Here is an 18,580-nt window from a genome sequence, read left to right as displayed (position 1 = left end):
TAGTTTAGATGCTCAAACGGCGAGGCAAAAATCCCCACCATATGCTAAAAACTATCAAAAAATGGGTCGATCAAGAACGCGGAGTATTGATTACTGCGAGTGCCGTTGCTACTACGGTCATTGTAATGCGCTGGTTCGGATTTTTTCAGGTGTGGGAATGGGCTGCTTTCGACCACTTTATGCGCTGGCGGCCGGCCGAACCAACGGACTCGCGCATCGTCATTGTAGAAATTAACGAAGCTGACTTGCAAAAATACGGCTACCCAATTTCGGATGCTATCTTGGCCCAATTGCTGCAAAAATTGCACGCTGGCAAGCCGCGGGCGATCGGCCTGGACGTTTACCGAGATTTGCCAACTCAACCGGGTAACGCCGAATTGCTCAACACTTTTAAAAATATTCCCAACTTAATCGGCATTGAATTGATGCCAGACGAAACCAGGTTCGGAGTTCGGCCACCTCCGGTACTTGACAAGCTCGATCGCATCGGTTTCAACAACGTTGTCATCGACGCTGACTCAAAAGTGCGCCGAACTTTGCTCTACGCTTGGCCCGCAGACGGCAAAACTCATAAAAGTTTTGCACTCAGACTGGCTTTGCTTTACCTCAAAAGCGAAGGAATTTCCCCTGAATCAGCAAAAGCCAATCCTAAATACTTGCAGTTAGGCAAGGGGGTTTTTCGGCCTTTTCAACCGAATGACGGTGCTTACGTTCGAGCCGACAGCCGTGGCTATCAAATTTTGACCAACCTGCGCGGCCCGCGAGGCAGTTTTCGCACTGCATCGATGAGCGATGTGCTCTCTGGCACAGTACCCCCTGATTTTGTACGATCGCGCGTTGTCTTGATCGGCTCAAATGCCCCCAGCCTCAAAGACTTTTACCAAAATGCTTACAGTTCCGGTTGGTTTGGTCCTCCCCAGCAAATACCGGGAGTCGAGCTTCAGGCTCATTTCTTGAGCCAAATTTTGAGTGTGGCCCTCGACGGGCGCGGGGGTATCAATGTGTGGCCAGAGGCTGCGGAGTTGCTGTGGATTTTAGTCTGGTCTTGGGCGGGAGCAAATGTGAGTTGGAATTTGCGATCGCTTGGTCGATCGGCTTACTGTTTATTAAGTATCTGTCTAGGCCTGAGTGCCACTTTATACTTAGCATTTTTAGCAGGTTGGTGGCTACCGTTAATTCCTCCAATCCTCAGTCTTGTGGGCTCTGGTGTCGCAGTTGTAGGTTATCTCGCTCACTTGCAAGAAGAATTAAAACGGTCTAAAGAATTTTTACAATCGCTAATCGATACAATTCCCGACCCCATTTTTGTCAAAGATCGAAATCACCGCTGCCTAGTTTTAAATCAGGCATATTGTCGGTTTATTGGCTATCCTTTAGAAATTTTAACTTGCCGAACAGATTACGATTTATTTCCCCCAGCCGAAGCCGAGATATTTTGGCAGCAAGACGAATTAGTATTGCAAACTCACCAGCCGCGAGAAAACGAAGAATATTTTACTGACGCTCACGGAATTACGCATCTAATTTCGACTAAAAGATCCCTACATAAAGATGCTGCAGGCAACCTATTTTTAGTCGGAGCAATCAGAGATATTACCGAGCGCAAGCGCCGAGAAGAGGCTCTACAACAAGAAAATGCGGAACTCAGCCACCAAGCTTATCACGATGCTCTTACCGGCTTGCCCAACCGCCAAATGTTCTACGAATGCTTGCATCGCTCTCTAGAAATAGCCTCCACAAATCAGGAATTGGTAGCTTTACTGTTTTTAGATTTAGATGGATTTAAGTCAATCAACGACACTCTCGGACACAATGTGGGCGATTTACTATTAAAAACAGTTGCCAGTCGGCTCAAAAAAGGCTTGCGTGGCAGCGATACAATCTCGCGGTTGGGTGGTGACGAGTTCACAGTCATTTTGCCGGCAATTCCAGGTCGCGAGGAAGCTGCGAAAGTAGCGGAAAAAATTTGCGACGCCATCAAGCAGCCTTTTATTTTAGAAGAACATACAATTTCTGTAACTACAAGTATTGGCATTAGTTTATATCCCATTGACGGTCAAAAGGCAGAGATGTTAGTTAAGAATGCCGATGTTGCGATGTATCGTGCTAAGGAATGCGGGAAAAATCAATATAATTTTTATTGATTAAGAACAGTTAAAAACAGAATGCAACTGTAGGTAAAGTCCCCAGCCCGATATTGATAAGTCATTTGTAATTATTCAATTTTTTTATCTAAAATCTCAATTATTTCAGACAAAAGTTGAGCAATTTTTAGACCTCAGACCCTAATGGGGCCGTGAGGGAGATATGATTTCAGGCGTCCTTTGTGCAGCTCACTTAAAAAAATAGCTCGATGCTTACAGTGTAAGCTCTCTAAGCTTTTTGAAACCCTTCAAAAAAATGTCCAAAAAAGTGAAATCTCAAATCTAAAATCCCGTACTTTAAAATCGTCTCCTCTGTCATCTGCCCTTAGACAGAATTAACAAAATATAAAACTTATGAGAGCAACTTGCCGTCTTATCTAAATGTTACAGAATATTAAAATAAATCACAACCTGAAACCAAATTCCCATCTCAAAAAAACCTTAATGTAAAAAAAATTATGTAAACTTATGAAAGTTAATTAAAGTAAATGTAAAGATATCCGTGGAAATACGCAAATTGATAGATATAATAGGTGGTACAGACGTGGATCTATTGCGATGATTTGAATAAGGCTGTGAATACTATGCGTACTTTGATTCAGCTCACAACAACGGCAACCCTGGCGGCCTGCCTGCAAGTGAATATAGTCGGCACCGCAAATGCGGCTCGACTTGCCAGCAACTCAACTAGCAATTACACAAAAGCCCGTAGCACGGCCCAGAGCCCGAGGCCATCGACCTCCAAAGTTTTGACAGTTGCACAAACCTCTAGCTTTCCAAATTACCCAAAAGAATACGAACCACCCCCGAACGGGAACCCCGAAAGTGACGGTACGGGAACGCGCTGACCCCAAATTTTCAATAAATTTTCAATCTTCTATTCGCGGAGATTTGTACCAATTCGATTGGTTAATTAAAGTATGGCTGCACCAATCCGGATCGGTGAGGGGATAGTCCACTCGGTAATGACCGCCGCGACTTTCGGTGCGAAACGCAGCACTTTTGACAATTAAATAGCCGATATCTAATAAATTCCCAACTTCTCCCCAATTTCGCAAAATCGAGGTATTTTCCGCCTCAGTAGGGAAAAAATCAATACTTTGTCCGGGCCGTAAATTATCAAGCGTTTGACTCAAAGGCAACGAAGCAAATTCTTGCCGCCAAATCTCAAGTTGGACGATCGCACTTTCCAAATCGCGTTGTCCCCGGCAAATTCCCGCACTCTGCCACACCAAATTAGGCAATTCCACCCGCAACTTTTCGATCGCCTCAATGTCCTTTTCAGAAATCGATTTTTCCAAGACTTCCCCCGCCTCGAACTGATCGGCGAATGCCTCGGGCGTTCCACCTTCTAGCTGCAAAAGTCCCATCTGCGCCCCAAAAACCAGACATTCCAGCAGCGAATTGCTCGCCAACCGATTAGCGCCGTGTACCCCCGTGCTCGCAGTTTCTCCCACTGCGTACAAACCCGGAATCGAAGTTTGGTTAAACTTGTCAGCGACAATTCCTCCCATCCAGTAATGGGCCGCAGGCGTCACCGGCACCGGTTCGGAAAAAATATCAATTCCCCAATCAGCGCACACTTGAATAATATTGGGAAACCTGTAGCGCAGTCGATCGACCGCAATCGGGCGCAAATCCAGCCAAACATGAGGTTCCCCCGTCTTTTGCAGGTGGCGGAAAATAGCGCGGCTGACAACATCCCGAGGGGCGAGTTCCCCGCTGGGGTGAGAGTCAAAAGCAAAGCGATATCCCTTACTGTCAACCAAATGAGCTCCTTCTCCCCGCACCGCTTCGCTAATGAGAAACCGAGGCGCGCCCGCTGTGCTCAGCGCCGTCGGGTGAAACTGCACAAATTCTAAATCTCGCAGCAGCGCCCCGGCGCGCCACGCAATTGCCACCCCGTCCCCGGTACTTACCGACGGATTGGTCGTTTGAGCAAAAACCTGTCCGCCGCCGCCTGTCGCCAGGACAACGGCTTTGGCCTGCAGCCACTTGACTTGTGAGCCACAAATCGAGCTAATCCCCTGGCAGCGCCCGGTTTCGTCTAGCCACAGACTCAAAGCAAAGGCAGGAGATACGAGTTGAATGTTTTTGCGGCTCAATACTTTTGCTGTCAGCGTACTGATCACGGCTTTGCCCGTAGTGTCGGCGGCGTGGAGAACTCGGCGGCGGGAGTGGGCGGCTTCTAGGGTGAGGGCTAAATCTGGGCCGGTGCGATCGAATGCAACGCCCATTTTCACGAGGGAGTCAATGCAGGCTGAAGCTTCCTCGACTAAAAATTTCACCGCATCCAAATCGCAAAGACCGGCTCCTGCAGCCAGTGTATCCTGAACGTGCAGCGCTGCGGAATCTTCAGGGGCGATCGCCGCGGCAATCCCTCCTTGAGCCCAATCGCTTGCAGAAACAGGCAGGGTATTTTTATTGATTAAGCCCACGTGCAAATGCTCTGGCAGGCAAAGTGCTGTGTACAAACCCGCCGCGCCAGCACCTATTACCAATACGTCAAATTTGTCAGTCATAAGTCTGCCGCCAGTCAATTTTAGATTTTAGATTTTAGATTTTAGATTTTAGAATTGAGTCTACAGATGAATCTGGGGACTGGAACTAATGTCACTCAAGGGATTTTAGATTTTAGATTTTAGATTTTAGGTTTTAGATTTTAGATGAATCAGGGGAACCCGCTTATTTCAATCTAGCGAATTTGGGTCTGCTTTTGTCGCCTGATGGTTGAAAATAAGTATTAAGAAATTAAAGGCAGAAGTCATCAGCCTGTAGAAAAAAATCTTTTCTTTCGGCCGTTTGCCTTCTGCCCAATGACTTCTGCCTTCAAATGAGACTCGCTGCTACCTAGTCGTAGAGACCATTATTCAACCTGTTGTCTCCTTCAATAAAGACTGATTCAACATCAGTTACGGTGAATTTGTCCATGTTAGCTTGCAGCACTTTTTTCTGAGCATCCGTCAAGTCTGAAATATTGAGTACGTCCTCAACATTTTCGTAAGGAGCATTCTTAATAATTAGTCGAGCTAAAGTGGGATACAACCCTCGAAATTCCCGAAAGTCCCGGACGGCGCTGTTGTTCAAATCAAGTTTTTTGCCGTATTCTGTGGCAAGCTTCTCATCGGCGCGATTGGTTCTAGCCGGAGCTTCAACAGCTAGGAGCGAGGATGATGGCAAGACGATACGGCTTAATGACGCCGCGATCGCGCTTTGGTCTCCAGCCCATGCAAAGCAGCCCAGCACTAAGCCCAATACTGCCAATAGACGACCCAATCGTTTCATGAAGTTTTGTCTCCCAATTTCATACACAGCATTTATGTAGAGACTACCATTTTGCTTATGCAGTTTTTCAGATAAATCCGCAATAGGTAGAGGGCTGTTAGAAAATTTACATTGAGGTATTGACAGCCCGGACGATACATGATATCTGTCGAAATTGAGGCATCGCAGGCAAGTTTATAAAATGCCTTCTCAATTAAAAACTCGGACTGGAATTTTAAAGGGTTAATTTTGCCCCGCAGCCCATTTTCTAGCTATTGAGAACTATTTCCTTTTTTTTCGAGAAAAGCGTTCAAGTCAGCATAAGTACCAGCGTAAGTCAGGCTGGGAGTTTCGTAACCCTTCAAAGCCACGGTGTGCGGCTCGAAAGCGCCCTCAGCCCCCAATTGCGTCAGGTATTTGTAAGTCGTTTCTCCCACAGCGATATCCTTGCCAAGTTGCTTGGTGCAAGACTCCAGGCGAAATGCTGCGTTTACAGTATCTCCCAAGGCGGTATAGTCCGATCGGTCGCTGCTGCCCGAATTTCCCACCATTGCATAACCGGTATTGATTCCCGCCCCAACTCGCAAAGGAAAAGGCAGGGGGTAACGGCTGCTGAGTTCGTCTGTTGCCTTGTGCAGTTCGCTCAAAGCTTGGCAAATCCGCATCATTTCCTCGCTGCTGACACCGCTGGTTTTGTGAAACCAGACGGCCATGATCGCATCGCCGATGTATTTGTCCACCCAACTGCCGTGTTCGCGAATAATCTGTCCTGCTTTGCGGAACCAATTGCCGATGACTTCTGACAGCAGGGTTTCGTCTAGCTGCCTAGTCAAAACAGTAAAGTCTCGGATGTCCATTACCATGACGCTAATCAGGCTGCGTACCGTCAAAGTCGCCGTAAAATCATCCGAGTCTGTCTCGTGTATTGGATCGAGCTGCTGGCCCGCGGTTGGGTTGTAGAAGTCCAATTCGGTTTGACCGAAAATAATCCGATCGCCATTTCTGAGAGTGACAGGAATACTGACCCGCCGCCCGTTGACAAAGGAACCGTTGCGGCTGCCCAAGTCGATTAGGTAGAACTCTCCTGTCTCCATTTGCTGTAACATCGCGTGATTACGGGAAATCCAGCGATCGGTCAGTACAAAATTGTTGTCATCGCTCCGCCCTACTGTCCAGCAATTGCTGCCGGAGAGCGGCAAGTAGCGATTGCCGCTTTTTTCTGTACGAAGTACCAAATGTGGATTGGCTTGCAAAGTCACCACAGCCCTAAAAACGACATCAAGTCAACCGATTTGAGATTTTAAACTTTAAATTTTAACTTTACCGCGCGGCTTATAACTGAGATTGCTGCTAAAAAACCTCAAATCGCCTGTTCTCAAATCTAAAATTGTTTAGTCGATCGTCGATGCACCAAACCATATAGGATTGCCGAACCACAATTCGATCGTCCGCAAAGGTAGTTATGGTTCGATCATAAGCGAAATTGTCATATTTTTCACCCCAAAGATGTATCCAGGGAGGTGACATCCTCCCGACGCTGACTCTACGAGTACAGCGCGGGCGCACCCTCGTGAACTCTTGGATATTCCTGCCCCACGCCATTTATCTAGGTCATAGACCCTCGACAGACCGACTTGACAGGCGGTTTCCGTTCCCCAGAGTCCCTGGGCTACTATATTTTCTACTCCACGATGCAACAGCATCTCTGCTGCTGCATGATCTCGATGAGTCCAATAATTACACTCGCGACAACGATGCTCTCTAACCTCCCGTCCCTTACGGACGATGATAGGACGGAAACGGCTCCGCAGCAGGAATGATTTATTCCTTATCCAAGGAGCATCTATCCACCCGGCACAAGCGCGAAGCAATCCAGTCTTTGAGTTCGCGCCAAGCCTAGTTGTAAACGCCTCGGCACGTCTCAAGCCATGCGAGCATTTCAGTCTGCTGAATCGCATCTGGATAGATTCGGTAAGTGTAGTTCATGGTCAGCATAACTATGGTTTACCACCACTGGTTATTGAGGGTAAATGGTTGTTTCACTAAGTAATTGGCTGTTTCATTCCCTCTCCCCTTCTCTGGCGCTGTCGCCGTCGCCCATTGGTCAGGGGAGTGTCGTCAACAACCATGCTTTGATCCCGACGCTCATCCGAAGCTGATAGAGCGCGGAACTACCCGCGAGGAAGTTAAATTTGCTGCTTTTTGCCGGAAATATAACTCTCTACCCAATATTCTACCTAATGTCACGGCTCCCACTGCGAGCCAAGTTTTATTTATGCTAACGGGGCATAAATAAACTCAAAAATGGCTCTCCGGCTCCGACCGAGAATTGTTAAACACAAGGTATCTTTAAGATTTGTTGCTTAACTTCTGGTTTTTGAAGATATCAACAAAGCCTTTTCTTCGCTGCGGCGGTCAATAAATTGGAAACACGAGAATTTTATGTTGTCGAAAAGAATTTTGCCTTGTTTGGATGTGAAAGCCGGTCGCGTGGTCAAAGGTGTCAATTTTGTCAACCTTCGGGATGCTGGCGATCCGGTAGAAATGGCTCAGGTTTATAACGATGCCGGTGCTGACGAGTTGGTGTTTCTGGACATTACGGCGACTCACGAAGACCGGAATATTATGATCGATGTGGTGTACCGAACGGCCGATCGAGTATTTATCCCTTTGACGGTGGGCGGCGGCATCCAATCCTTAGACACCATTAAAAGTTTATTGAGGGCTGGCGCTGATAAGGTCAGCATTAATTCGGCGGCGGTGCGCGATCCGAGTTTAATTGACAAAGCCAGCGATCGATTTGGTAATCAGTGTATTGTACTGGCGATCGACGCCCGCAAGCGGCAAGACGCAGATAATCCTGGTTGGGACGTTTACGTGCGCGGAGGGCGAGAAAATACCGGCAAAGATGCGATCGCCTGGGCAAAGGAAGCCGAACAGCGCGGCGCCGGCGAAATTCTGGTGACAAGCATGGACTCGGACGGCACTCAAGCCGGCTACGATTTGGAATTAACTCGAAGTATTGCCGAAATTGTCGAAATTCCCGTCATTGCTTCCGGCGGCGCCGGTAACTGCCACCACATCTACGAAGCCGTGACACAGGGCAAAGCAGAAGCTGCACTGCTGGCTTCCCTGCTGCATTACGGGCAACTCAGTGTAGGAGAAATTAAAACTTATCTAGCAAAATGTCAAGTTCCTGTGCGACAGCAGCAGCCATTAATTATTAGTCATTAGTCAGTGGATAGTCGGGCGCATCTCATATCTTGCAACATTTTCAACAAACCGCTCTGCAGGTTCACTCAAGCGCCCTCTCACATTGCCCATAGGCTAAATAAACTGGCCCCCACCCCACGATGATCAAACCAGTTATTGACATTAATACCGCTATGTGAGGCGCATCCGAAGGCACTTATAGAGAATTTTTTTGATTCTACACAAGTGCCTTCTACATAAATGTCTTGGGGCTACGGACGCCAGTCATCGAGAAATATTCCCTGAGAAGGATTTCAAATACCAGCTTTTTCAGCTAAATATTATATATTAGCTCACTTTGAAAGAAAGCAAGGGTTGCTTGTCTCAAACTTGAGTTAAAGATTGTGCAGAATATGAGTGAGCTTCAGCCTGTTAACAATCTTAGCGATCAAAAATTCTAAAAACGGAGAAATTTTGTATGTCTTTTATCAGCTTTAACTTCCCTGCCAAGCGTTTAGTTCGCACTTTAATAGCTGTTTGTTTTTGTGCCTTGATGTTTGTGTCTAATGCTTTCCCGGCTTTTGCCATTACCAGCAGCCCCACCAAAGGTGAAGACCAACTTTTGGGTATTGAAAAAGAATCTCAAGAAATTACTCTGAAAAAACCGATGTCCTTGGAAGAAACTCAAGAAAAGGCGAGCAAAGGGCCCAACGAAGTTCAGGGAGACGCTGACATTGAAAAAATGAAGAATCCTTCCAACACAAGCACTACATCCTTTGAGCAACAAGTCAAAAAAGCTGTCAGCAAAATTAAAGACTAACTCAGCGCGCAGTAGTCAGCGGACAGTTGTTAGTATAAAAGATTAGGGACACGGCACGAGGCCGTGTCCCTTTAAATGTCGTATCCAATCTAAATTTAGCTGTAGTTTTCAGAATTGGTATCAGATTGAATAAAAAAGCGGAAAGGACTTGGCATCTTTCGGCTTTACGAACACTCTTTGCTGGGGCTGCAAGAGCAAGCTATCGAATCTTTCTCTCGTCACATGAGCGTTTACTACTTGACCGTCATCTAAGGTTAATTCTACCTGAACTTCCCATCCCAAATGAATCAAGCGACTGATTCTGGCAGGCACTGTTGCACTATTTTCTGTAGTTTCAATTACTACGTCGTGAGGGCGCAAAAAAATCTCCGGGTTGGCTGAGTCAAAGCCGTTGTCTTGAAACATCCTCGAACTGCTGGGCAATACATTGACTGGGCCGATAAAACTCATGACGAAAGCACTCGCTGGATGGTCGTAAATTTCTGCGGGTGTTCCTACTTGTTCGATTTTACCTTTATTCATTACTGTAATGTGATCGGCAACTTCCATTGCTTCTTCTTGATCGTGCGTCACAAAGACTGTGGTAACGTGAACTTCGTCATGAAGTCGCCGCAACCAAGCACGCAAATCTTTGCGAACTTTGGCATCGAGAGCTCCAAAAGGTTCGTCTAGCAGTAACACTTTCGGTTCCACAGCCAGGGCTCTGGCGAGGGCCACCCGCTGTCGCTGGCCTCCTGAAAGTTGCGACGGGTATCTATCGCCCAATCCTCCTAATTGCACTAAATTCAACAATTCTTCTACCCGGGATTTGACTTTCGCGGGCGGTGTTTTCTGAATTTCCATGCCGAAAGCGATGTTTTTTCGCACTGTCATGTGCTTGAATAGCGCGTAGTGCTGAAACACAAACCCAATATTGCGGTCTTGGACGCTAGTATTGGTGGCATCTTGCCCTGTCAGCCAGATTTTGCCGGAGTCGGGCATTTCTAAACCGGCAATCAGTCGCAGCAGGGTGGATTTGCCGGAACCAGACGGGCCCAGCAATGCGACTAGGGAACCGGATTCAATTTCTAAGCTGACTCGATCGAGTGCCTGGAAACTGCCAAACTGTTTTGATACGTTTTCTACAACTATGCCCATAGGAAGGAAGAAGAAAGAGGGAAGAGGTTCGAGGTTCGAGGCAGGAGACAGGAGAGAGGAGGCAAGAGGCAAGAGGGAAAAATGTTAATCTCCGGTTTGTGGATGGGTTAAGGTAAGTTTTTTTATAGCACGATCGCACATCCGTTTGTTAATTTTAGGGTTTTGGCGATCGGTCAAACACCGGAAAATTAACAAAAATGCACTTCCACAACAAAACAACACAATTCTTTGCTACCAAAGTTGGCATTTGGTACTACAATGCAGCAAAAGTTCAAGCGTTTTTGACTTCAACGGCTGAGGGGATAAAGGAAAATGGGAGATGTTGGACGTGTGCCTGTAGGAATTATCGGCGCTTCAGGGTACGGCGGCGTGCAACTTGTGCGACTGCTGGCAGATCACCCAGGGGCTGAAGTAGTCTATTTGGGCGGGGATAGCAGTGCGGGAAAACCTTTTTCCAGCCTTTATCCGCATCTGACTAACTGCATTGATTTGACAGTCGAGGCGATCGACCTAGACCAAATAGCGGCAAAATGTGAAGTTGTGTTTCTGTCGCTGCCGAACGGTTTAGCTTGCAAAATGGCACCGACGCTGATAGAAAAAGGCTGCAAAGTCTTGGATTTGTCGGCTGACTACAGATTTGAAAATCAGGAAACTTACAAAGCTTGGTACGGCGGGGATCGATCGGACTCTGAAGTGGCTGCAACGGCTGTTTACGGTTTGCCAGAATTGTATCGCGATCGAATTAAAGACGCTCAGTTAGTAGGCTGTGCCGGCTGCTACGTCACTGCTAGTTTATTAGCCCTGGCACCTTTGCTCAAACAAGGTCTCATCGTGCCAGAAACAGCAATTATCGACGCTAAATCCGGTGCTTCTGGAGGGGGCCGCAAAGCGGAAGTTAATCTCTTGTTGGCTGAAGCAGAGGGTTCTCTGGGCGCTTACGGCGTTGGCCGCCACCGCCACACGCCAGAAATCGAGCAAATTTGCAGCGATTTAGCGGGACACGATATTAAAGTTCAGTTTACTCCCCACCTGATTCCGATGGTGCGGGGACTTCTGGCGACTGTTTACGCAACTTTGCGCGATCCGGGTTTGGTGCGGGAAGATTTAATTACGATTTTCACCGCTTTTTACCGCAATTGTCCTTGGGTAAAAGTGTTACCGGCTGGGGTTTATCCGCAAACAAAATGGGCTTGCGGGACCAATCTTTGTTTTATCGGTGTGGAAGTTGATCCGCGTACTGACAGAGTGATTGTGCTGTCGGCGCTCGACAATTTAATTAAGGGACAAGCCGGTCAAGGCATCCAGTGCATGAACTTGATGATGGGTTGGGAAGAAACTTTGGGTTTGCCGCAATTGGCTTTCTATCCTTAATTGGTAATTGGGCATTGGGCATTGGGCATTGGGCATTGGGCATTGGGCATGGGTGATGAAAATTAAAAACTAACAGATTACCCATTCCCAATTACCCATTCCCAATTACCGATTACCAATTACCGATTACCAATTACCCATTACCAAGTGTTATTTTGGCCCGTAACCGATCGAGCCTGCATAAATTGCCCGATCGCCCAATTCATCCTCAATCCGTAACAAACGGTTGTATTTAGCCACCCGTTCGCTGCGACACAGAGAGCCAGTCTTGATTTGGCCGGCGCGAGTCGCTACCGCTAAATCGGCAATTGTGGTATCTTCAGTTTCACCGGAACGGTGGCTGATGACAGCTCGATAGCTGTTCCGTTTGCCCAGGTCGATCGTATCCAAAGTCTCCGTCAAAGAACCAATTTGATTCAGCTTAATCAAAATCGAATTGCTAGCTTTCAAATCAATCCCTTTTTGCAGCCGCGTGCGATTAGTAACAAACAAATCGTCACCAACCAATTGAACTTTGCTGCCCATTTTCTGCGTCAGCGCTACCCAACTGTCCCAATCGTCTTCATGCAAACCATCTTCAATGGAAACAATCGGATATTGTCCGGCCAAACCATCCAAATAATCGATTAATTCAGCAGGCGAATGAGCCACACCGTCGTAAGTGTACTGCCCATCTTTGTAAAATTCGCTAGCAGCCACATCCAAAGCCAAAGCAACTTGTTCACCTGGTTTGTAACCGGCTTTTTCAATAGCTGCAATCAACAAATCCAAAGCTGCTTGATTGGATTTAAGATTAGGCGCAAAACCGCCTTCATCACCCACACCAGTCAGCAAACCCTCAGCTTTTAAGACTTTACTCAGGGATTCAAATACCTCTGCACCCCAGCGTAAAGCTTCTTTAAAAGATGGCGCACCCACAGGGACAATCATAAATTCTTGAATGTCCACATTATTGTTAGCGTGAGATCCCCCGTTGATCACGTTCATCAAAGGCACGGGTAAAACGTTAGCTAAGGGCCCGCCCAAGTAGCGGTAAAGGGGAAGTCCTAAAGTCTCGGCGGCAGCCTTTGCTGTGGCTAAGGAGACTCCGAGAATGGCATTTGCGCCGAGGTTGGATTTGTTTGGGGAACCGTCCAAGTCAATCATGGTTTTGTCTACCAGCGCTTGGTCGATCGCATCGAGATTAGCCAAAGCGGGGGCAATTTTGTGTTCGACGTTAGCAACGGCTTTTAGGACTCCTTTGCCGCCGTAACGGGTTTTGTCATCATCGCGGAGTTCGTGGGCTTCAAAAGAGCCTGTAGAGGCGCCGCTGGGGACTTGGGCGAGCCCCACAACGCCGTTGGCTAGGTAAACTTCAGCTTCAATGGTGGGGCGGCCGCGGGAGTCGAGGATTTCTCTGGCTTGAATAGATTCGATCGCAGTGTCTAGCATATTAATTATTCCGAACTTAACTCAAGGTTTCATGACAATTAGCAGTCTCTGGGTTTTCCCACGCTGACTGCTGACGGGTAATAGAGTACGCGATCCCCAGAATTATTGGTATACAGTTCAAAATATTTGCGGATTTTGGCCCGCAGATTGGTGTCAATAACCTAGGCTTGTTGAATAAACACCTCCGGCAAGTGTGACAGTAATTGGATTGTTTTAACCCCAGATTCTCGCATATTTCTTAATTGCAACCTTTGTTAAAATCAGAATGTCACCAAAGTCAATCAAAAAAGGAGAAACGTAAGATGTTAGAAACAAATCTCGGAGAAATTAGAGCATTAGCTGAAAATTCCGACCCAATTATTGCTGATCCCCCGGACATCAAATTACTCACAGGGCCATTGCCAAATCCAGGCAGCGACCTCAACTTTTTTGACTTAACTCCCAATGACGACGCATTTCAATTAGCAAATGGAATTCTGCGGAATACTCCCGGAGGTTTGCGGGCTTTAGATGGTAACGATTTTGTCAGAGGTTCCGGTGGTGCGGAACTGATGAACGGTAACAGTGGCACAGATACTTTAATCGGAGGTTGTGGCAGCGATACTATTCGCGGTGGCCAAGATTTTGACATTCTTTATGGAGAATGTGGCAGCGATTTTGTCAGCGGAGATCAAGGTAATGACTACGTTTATGGAGGCACGGCTAATGACTTTATTCGCGGCGGTAAAGGAAATGATGATTTAGTAGGAGAGAGTGGAAACGATACTCTAATCGGTGATGCTGGAATTGATAGACTTTGGGGAAGTGAAGGCGCAGATTTGTTTGTCCTCCGCACAGAAGCGGGAGCAACTTCGGGGGAGATTGGTTCGCTTCAACCGCCTCCTGACGGCAATTTTGATGTAGAGGAAGTGCCTGCCGATTTTATTCTCGATTACAATCCGGCTGAAGGTGATGTAATTGGATTGGCGTCTGGATTGACGCGAAATGATATTGTTTTGAGCGAAAGGTTTTTGACAATTGGTGATGCCAGAGATTACGATAGCAGCGGCCCTTTTCCTCCGGGACAGCCTCGAACTCTGGAGTTTAGAATTTTAAATACTAAGGCGACGGTGATTCGGGAAGCTAGCAGTGGCAATATCTTAGGTTTGGTGAAGGATGTTTCCCCGGATCAACTTCAGTTTATATCTATATCCGATGGGGCGATCGCTCTAGGATAATTACCAACTGGTGGGCCAGGCTAATTTGCATAGCACGGAGGGGCGAAACGAAACGCCCATCAGACAACAACAAGGCTCTCAATCCTCGTTCCCAGGCTCTGCCTGGGTAGGCATATAAGCGAGGCTCGGCCTCCCGATTCCTGACATAAATTCAACAATATTTAAGATTGCCAGAAATCGACCACATCGTATCCCATTTCGCTGAGCATTTGCCGCAGCAGAGGTAAGCTCAAACCAATCACATTTGTGTGACATCCTTCGATTTGTTCCACAAAAAATCCGCCTTTACCTTCCAGTGCAAAACAGCCTGCACAGGCGAGGGGTTCTCCGGTAGCGACGTAAGCCGCTATTTGGCGCGAGGTAACTTCCGCAAAATGAACTTTTGTCACTTGACAGCGAATGAGCGATCGCGACCTGGCCTCACCCAAGTCCTCGAATTTAGTATCAATTAAAGCATGACCTGTATACAGTTCGCCCACCTTACCGCGCATTTTCTGCCAGCGCGAGATTGCTTCTTCCGCATCCTTGGGTTTGCCGTGAATTTCGCCATCTATGACCAAAATTGAATCGCATCCCAACACCAAACAGGATTTGGGATTAGGGATTTGCGGGTGAGAATTAGCGAGTAAAAACTTAGCTACAGCCTCAGCTTTTCCTTCTGCTAAAACCTGCACTAAATTAGTGGCATCCCTCATTTGTATTTGCGCTTCATCAAAGTCGCTGGGGCAAATCACAGCTTGAATACCGGCATTTTCTAGGAGGCGACGGCGCGCTGGAGAAGCTGAAGCTAATACAAAAGTTGGATTTTTCATAAGTTAAGAAGGAAGAAGGAAGAAGGAAGAAGGAAGAAGGAAGAAGGAAGAAGGAAGAAGGAAGAAGGAAGAGGTAAGAAGGAAGAAAAGTAAACTCAACTATTCCCCATCCCCAACGCCCTGCGCCCTCTTCCCCATTCTCAACTACTTGTTAACCTAATAAACAGAGAAAGATTTAACAACTTTCTCAAAAGCTTCTTTTACCTTGGGCCAGCGTTCTTCGGTAGTGGAGACGTTAAGCGTAAAAAGTTTGCCGCGGCTGACGGCTACACTCGCTAAGTTGTGGCGTTCTTGGTTTGGTAACTTAACGGCATATTCTAAAATGTAATAATTTTTCGCTCGCGATTCACGAGCTTCTGCATTGACTAATTCCGCTTCACGGCCGGAATCACTCGGGGCGATCGCACTTTTGCTGAGCTTGTATCCCACCTCCGTCGGCGTTCCCAAATCCGCCAGAGTCTTGTCCTTTGCGACTTGACTGATGACCACGCTGACGTTCTCGGTTTGCTGAATCAAATCGCGGAAAACCACATCGGGCCCGTTAGAAACCGCGACCGGCAGCCAGCCGTTAGGATAGAGAAATTGATAGCCATCGCCAGTATCAACGAAGCTTTTGAGTCCAGTGACTTTAGACACACAACCGGTCAAGGTGAGGCTTAGAACAACCAGAAGTATTGCTGCAATTCGTTTGAGCATTCTTTTTATGGGTAGGGTAAAACAAAAATATTTAATTTTAATTGTCTCACCAAACCTTGCCCCTCAAAATAGTTAAGCTATGGCTCGCCGTTTGTGTAACGCCCGCGAGCCATAGCCATATAGTTTAATTGTTAACAAAATCATTACAGGTGAGTCAACCAGCTAATCAGCCCGTGCTTGGTCGAAACTTCTAAAGCCAAGAGAGAAACAAAGCCAATCATGGCAAGGCGGCCGTTTAAGCGTTCGGCGTAGGGGGTAAAGCCGGTGCGGGGTTCGTCATCGACGTATACTTGCGGCTCGATCGCAAAATTGTTCATTTTGCCTTGGTCGTCCAGCATTAAGCCTCTGTTACTCATGTTTTTTTTCCTAAATGGTTTTTAGTGTACTGTAAATAAATGTAACAGACTTGTGAAGAAATGTAAAGGATTGTGAGAAATTTTTTTTAAATACCCCCATTTGACACCAGTTTAAAAAAAAATGCAACTGTAGGCAAGCTCTAAACCCTTATCTAGTCAGTCTTTCCCAATTCTAAAATCTAAAATCTAAAATCTAAAATGGTAGGACTGTGGGTAGACTCTGGGCCCCGGAGGGGGGAGGATAGAGTGGAGAGGCACAAAAGTCGATGGTGTATGGCAAATCCAGTCTGGGTTTGACGAAAATTGTGGAACGGAGGAAAAATTTATGCGGGCCAGTCTGGAAATGCGGTGGTTTTATAGCGGTGCACTGCCAAAATCGCTCAATCAATGGTTTGGAAGCGAGAGTCTCGGCGCGTATCTTTCGCCTCCCGAAGAGCGGGAAGACATATATTTGCTAGTACCTAACTGCGACTACTTGGGAGTGAAGCTGCGTGGGAAAACCTTGGAGGTAAAGTGGCGTCAGGCAGAGTTAGGGACGATGCAGTTCGCCAATCGCTGGGAAGGCAAAGCCGAGAAGTGGCTGAAGTGGGTTTGTGCCGACACCATGGCGCCGATACCGGCGGATATTGTGGCGACAGGAAAGTGGGTGGGAGTCAAGAAAAAGCGAGCGCAGCGTCTTTATCAAGTTTCGGCCCCTGGTTCCCTGATGCCTGTGATGTCTGTGCCTGTGGAAGCCCCAATTCCCCAAGGTTGCACCGTGGAACTTACTCAGTTGAACATTAACGGCAGCGCCTGGTGGACTTTGGGATTTGAAGCGTTTGGCAGCGAAAGTTGTTTGACAGAAAGCCTGGAAACAGTTGCTAGTTGGACTAGCAAGAGTTATCAGGCGCAAAAGTTGAAAGCTGAGGATTCTTCTGCTTATCCGATTTGGCTGGGCAGCAAGTAATATCAAATCCGGCAATAATACCTCCTGTATTCTTTAGTCCTCCTTTGCTGGGACGAGAAGCAAGTGTAGACGCGGTTTCAACCGCCGAGTCTGGCTGTCCTGGACGCAACGGGCATATATAGTAAGGTGCTTTACTACCGGAAATCTTCAATAATCTTTCAATAACGAAGTCTGACGCACCTGAGATGTTGCACCATTTTCAATTAGGTTTTTTACGGGCGGGCAGGATGCCCACCCCACAAGAAAACTCACTCTTTGTGGAACAGGCATCTTGCCTGTTCTTGAGAATGGTGCAAGATGCACAAAAGTCGATCGTCCTGTGACAGTTAGCCTTAGTCTTATCTAATCGAGGGGGTTTCTAACTATTCCCCCTCTCTCCCATTCTCCCCCTCTTTCATTTTCCCCACTCTGCCAGCAGTTCTCAGAATTTGACAAGCCAAAATCGCCGCCCCAAACCCATTATCAATATTCACCACACCCACACCAGCCGCACAAGAATTGAGCATAGTTAAAAGAGGAGCAATCCCGCCAAAACTCGCGCCGTAACCCACACTTGTCGGCACAGCAATCACCGGACAATCTGCCAAACCCGCAACCACACTGGCCAAAGCACCTTCCATACCGGCCACCGCAATCAACACATCAGCATCGGCAATAACGTGCCGGTTGCTCAGCAAGCGGTGAATGCCGGCAACTCCGACATCCCACAAACGTCGCACCTGAAAACCGCAAAGTTCCGCAGTAATTGCCGCCTCTTCCGCTACAGGCAAATCCGCCGTTCCCGCACTGATAATAGTCACAGTACCAGGATGCTGCGGAGTTGGGGAATTAGGAGAAATTGCACAAATTCGAGCCTTTTGGTAGTAGCACAAATCTGGTATTTTTTGTTGCAATTGCTCGAAAACTTCCGGTTCAATTCGCGTCGCCATCACCGCAGAATTTCGCCCGCGCATTGCTTCGATAATCTTAATAATTTGGTCTGGCGTTTTCCCCGGGCCCCAAATTACTTCAGGAAAACCAGTTCTCAGAGTACGGTGGTGGTCAATTTTGGCAAAATCGCCGACTTGTTCAAAGTCAAAATGCTTTAATTTATCCAAAGCTGCGATCGGGCTCACATCGCCTGCGGCAACTGATTCGAGTAACTTCTGTAAAATTTCAGGTTCCATAAATATTAGTCAGTGGTTAGTTGTTAGT

The 18,580-nt window shown here is 47.2% G+C and carries 17 protein-coding genes; 7 read left to right on the top strand and 10 right to left on the bottom strand.

The window, feature by feature from the left end:
• The first annotated feature begins 8 nt into the window (after positions 1–8).
• Together D0A37_RS26790 and D0A37_RS26785 are read left to right on the top strand one after the other, a co-directional pair.
• Positions 9–2,144 (top strand): CHASE2 domain-containing protein, encoded by a 2,136-nt coding sequence (locus tag D0A37_RS26790; protein WP_242719126.1) that lies wholly within the window; start codon positions 9–11, stop codon positions 2,142–2,144.
• A 584-nt stretch (positions 2,145–2,728) separates the two neighbouring features.
• Positions 2,729–2,992 carry a hypothetical protein gene (locus D0A37_RS26785; protein ID WP_242719123.1) on the top strand — a complete coding sequence of 88 codons (264 nt, stop codon included), beginning with the start codon at positions 2,729–2,731 and terminating at the stop codon, positions 2,990–2,992.
• 21 nt (positions 2,993–3,013) lie between these two features.
• Here the strand turns inward: D0A37_RS26785 and nadB are convergent, their stop codons facing one another.
• From nadB to D0A37_RS29610, 4 genes are all read right to left on the bottom strand, one after another.
• Positions 3,014–4,666: an L-aspartate oxidase gene (gene nadB, locus D0A37_RS26780; protein ID WP_242719121.1), complete on the bottom strand. Its 1,653-nt coding sequence runs from the start codon at positions 4,664–4,666 to the stop codon at positions 3,014–3,016.
• Positions 4,667–4,994: 328 nt separating this feature from the next.
• Positions 4,995–5,429, bottom strand: coding sequence for a photosystem II complex extrinsic protein PsbU (gene psbU, locus D0A37_RS26775; protein ID WP_006635850.1), 435 nt, complete (start codon positions 5,427–5,429; stop codon positions 4,995–4,997).
• 251 nt (positions 5,430–5,680) lie between these two features.
• Positions 5,681–6,670 carry an adenylate/guanylate cyclase domain-containing protein gene (locus tag D0A37_RS26770; RefSeq protein WP_242719119.1) on the bottom strand — a complete coding sequence of 330 codons (990 nt, stop codon included), beginning with the start codon at positions 6,668–6,670 and terminating at the stop codon, positions 5,681–5,683.
• A gap of 634 nt (positions 6,671–7,304) precedes the next feature.
• Positions 7,305–7,394: a helix-turn-helix domain-containing protein gene (locus tag D0A37_RS29610; protein WP_445242564.1), complete on the bottom strand. Its 90-nt coding sequence runs from the start codon at positions 7,392–7,394 to the stop codon at positions 7,305–7,307.
• Positions 7,395–7,850: 456 nt separating this feature from the next.
• On the opposite strand from D0A37_RS29610, the gene hisF reads away from it, so the two are divergent.
• Both hisF and D0A37_RS26755 read left to right on the top strand, forming a co-directional pair.
• Positions 7,851–8,642 (top strand): imidazole glycerol phosphate synthase subunit HisF, encoded by a 792-nt coding sequence (gene hisF, locus D0A37_RS26760; protein ID WP_242719117.1) that lies wholly within the window; start codon positions 7,851–7,853, stop codon positions 8,640–8,642.
• A gap of 436 nt (positions 8,643–9,078) precedes the next feature.
• Complete coding sequence (locus tag D0A37_RS26755; protein WP_242719115.1) at positions 9,079–9,420, top strand: low temperature-induced protein; 342 nt, start codon at positions 9,079–9,081, stop codon at positions 9,418–9,420.
• Between the two features lie 120 nt (positions 9,421–9,540).
• On the opposite strand, the gene D0A37_RS26750 is transcribed toward D0A37_RS26755, so the two are convergent.
• Positions 9,541–10,557 (bottom strand): sulfate/molybdate ABC transporter ATP-binding protein, encoded by a 1,017-nt coding sequence (locus D0A37_RS26750; RefSeq protein ID WP_242719113.1) that lies wholly within the window; start codon positions 10,555–10,557, stop codon positions 9,541–9,543.
• A gap of 312 nt (positions 10,558–10,869) precedes the next feature.
• Between D0A37_RS26750 and argC the strand changes: the two genes are divergently transcribed.
• Complete coding sequence (argC, locus tag D0A37_RS26745; RefSeq protein ID WP_242719111.1) at positions 10,870–11,928, top strand: N-acetyl-gamma-glutamyl-phosphate reductase; 1,059 nt, start codon at positions 10,870–10,872, stop codon at positions 11,926–11,928.
• A 150-nt stretch (positions 11,929–12,078) separates the two neighbouring features.
• Here the strand turns inward: argC and eno are convergent, their stop codons facing one another.
• Complete coding sequence (gene eno / locus D0A37_RS26740) at positions 12,079–13,359, bottom strand: phosphopyruvate hydratase (protein ID WP_242719109.1); 1,281 nt, start codon at positions 13,357–13,359, stop codon at positions 12,079–12,081.
• A 302-nt stretch (positions 13,360–13,661) separates the two neighbouring features.
• Here eno and D0A37_RS26735 point away from each other — a divergent pair, with 302 nt between their 5' ends.
• Positions 13,662–14,576 carry a calcium-binding protein gene (locus tag D0A37_RS26735; protein WP_242719107.1) on the top strand — a complete coding sequence of 305 codons (915 nt, stop codon included), beginning with the start codon at positions 13,662–13,664 and terminating at the stop codon, positions 14,574–14,576.
• 161 nt (positions 14,577–14,737) lie between these two features.
• Here D0A37_RS26735 and D0A37_RS26730 read toward each other — a convergent pair whose 3' ends face one another.
• The 3 genes from D0A37_RS26730 to D0A37_RS26720 form a co-directional block, all read right to left on the bottom strand.
• Positions 14,738–15,388, bottom strand: coding sequence for a Maf family protein (locus D0A37_RS26730; RefSeq protein ID WP_242719105.1), 651 nt, complete (start codon positions 15,386–15,388; stop codon positions 14,738–14,740).
• 156 nt (positions 15,389–15,544) lie between these two features.
• Positions 15,545–16,084: a photosystem II reaction center PsbP gene (gene psbP / locus D0A37_RS26725; RefSeq protein ID WP_242719103.1), complete on the bottom strand. Its 540-nt coding sequence runs from the start codon at positions 16,082–16,084 to the stop codon at positions 15,545–15,547.
• A 143-nt stretch (positions 16,085–16,227) separates the two neighbouring features.
• Positions 16,228–16,440 (bottom strand): CAB/ELIP/HLIP family chlorophyll-binding protein, encoded by a 213-nt coding sequence (locus tag D0A37_RS26720; RefSeq protein WP_190659021.1) that lies wholly within the window; start codon positions 16,438–16,440, stop codon positions 16,228–16,230.
• Positions 16,441–16,765: 325 nt separating this feature from the next.
• Here D0A37_RS26720 and D0A37_RS26715 point away from each other — a divergent pair, with 325 nt between their 5' ends.
• Positions 16,766–17,386, top strand: a complete 621-nt coding sequence (locus tag D0A37_RS26715; RefSeq protein WP_242719101.1) for a hypothetical protein — start codon at positions 16,766–16,768, stop codon at positions 17,384–17,386.
• Positions 17,387–17,748: 362 nt separating this feature from the next.
• On the opposite strand, the gene larB is transcribed toward D0A37_RS26715, so the two are convergent.
• A complete protein-coding gene (larB, locus tag D0A37_RS26710) occupies positions 17,749–18,552 on the bottom strand; it encodes a nickel pincer cofactor biosynthesis protein LarB (protein ID WP_242719099.1) in 804 nt (267 codons plus the stop codon).
• Between the last annotated feature and the right edge of the window lie 28 nt (positions 18,553–18,580).

Source organism: Microcoleus vaginatus HSN003 (genome assembly GCF_022701255.1).
GTDB lineage: Bacteria > Cyanobacteriota > Cyanobacteriia > Cyanobacteriales > Microcoleaceae > Microcoleus > Microcoleus vaginatus_B.
The sequence above is the reverse complement of the archived record's forward strand: the minus strand, read 5'-3'. Positions and strand labels throughout refer to the sequence as shown.

Coding starts and splice junctions, on each gene's coding strand:
- argC (WP_242719111.1), top strand. CDS start 10,870: ATGGGAGATGTTGGACGTGTGCCTGTAGGAATTATCGGCGCTTCAGGG.
- hisF (WP_242719117.1), top strand. CDS start 7,851: ATGTTGTCGAAAAGAATTTTGCCTTGTTTGGATGTGAAAGCCGGTCGC.
- D0A37_RS26785 (WP_242719123.1), top strand. CDS start 2,729: ATGCGTACTTTGATTCAGCTCACAACAACGGCAACCCTGGCGGCCTGC.
- D0A37_RS26720 (WP_190659021.1), bottom strand. CDS start 16,440: ATGAGTAACAGAGGCTTAATGCTGGACGACCAAGGCAAAATGAACAAT.
- D0A37_RS26730 (WP_242719105.1), bottom strand. CDS start 15,388: ATGAAAAATCCAACTTTTGTATTAGCTTCAGCTTCTCCAGCGCGCCGT.
- nadB (WP_242719121.1), bottom strand. CDS start 4,666: ATGACTGACAAATTTGACGTATTGGTAATAGGTGCTGGCGCGGCGGGT.
- eno (WP_242719109.1), bottom strand. CDS start 13,359: ATGCTAGACACTGCGATCGAATCTATTCAAGCCAGAGAAATCCTCGAC.
- D0A37_RS26750 (WP_242719113.1), bottom strand. CDS start 10,557: ATGGGCATAGTTGTAGAAAACGTATCAAAACAGTTTGGCAGTTTCCAG.
- psbU (WP_006635850.1), bottom strand. CDS start 5,429: ATGAAACGATTGGGTCGTCTATTGGCAGTATTGGGCTTAGTGCTGGGC.
- D0A37_RS26735 (WP_242719107.1), top strand. CDS start 13,662: ATGTTAGAAACAAATCTCGGAGAAATTAGAGCATTAGCTGAAAATTCC.
- D0A37_RS29610 (WP_445242564.1), bottom strand. CDS start 7,394: ATGAACTACACTTACCGAATCTATCCAGATGCGATTCAGCAGACTGAA.
- psbP (WP_242719103.1), bottom strand. CDS start 16,084: ATGCTCAAACGAATTGCAGCAATACTTCTGGTTGTTCTAAGCCTCACC.
- D0A37_RS26755 (WP_242719115.1), top strand. CDS start 9,079: ATGTCTTTTATCAGCTTTAACTTCCCTGCCAAGCGTTTAGTTCGCACT.
- D0A37_RS26715 (WP_242719101.1), top strand. CDS start 16,766: ATGCGGGCCAGTCTGGAAATGCGGTGGTTTTATAGCGGTGCACTGCCA.
- larB (WP_242719099.1), bottom strand. CDS start 18,552: ATGGAACCTGAAATTTTACAGAAGTTACTCGAATCAGTTGCCGCAGGC.
- D0A37_RS26790 (WP_242719126.1), top strand. CDS start 9: ATGCTCAAACGGCGAGGCAAAAATCCCCACCATATGCTAAAAACTATC.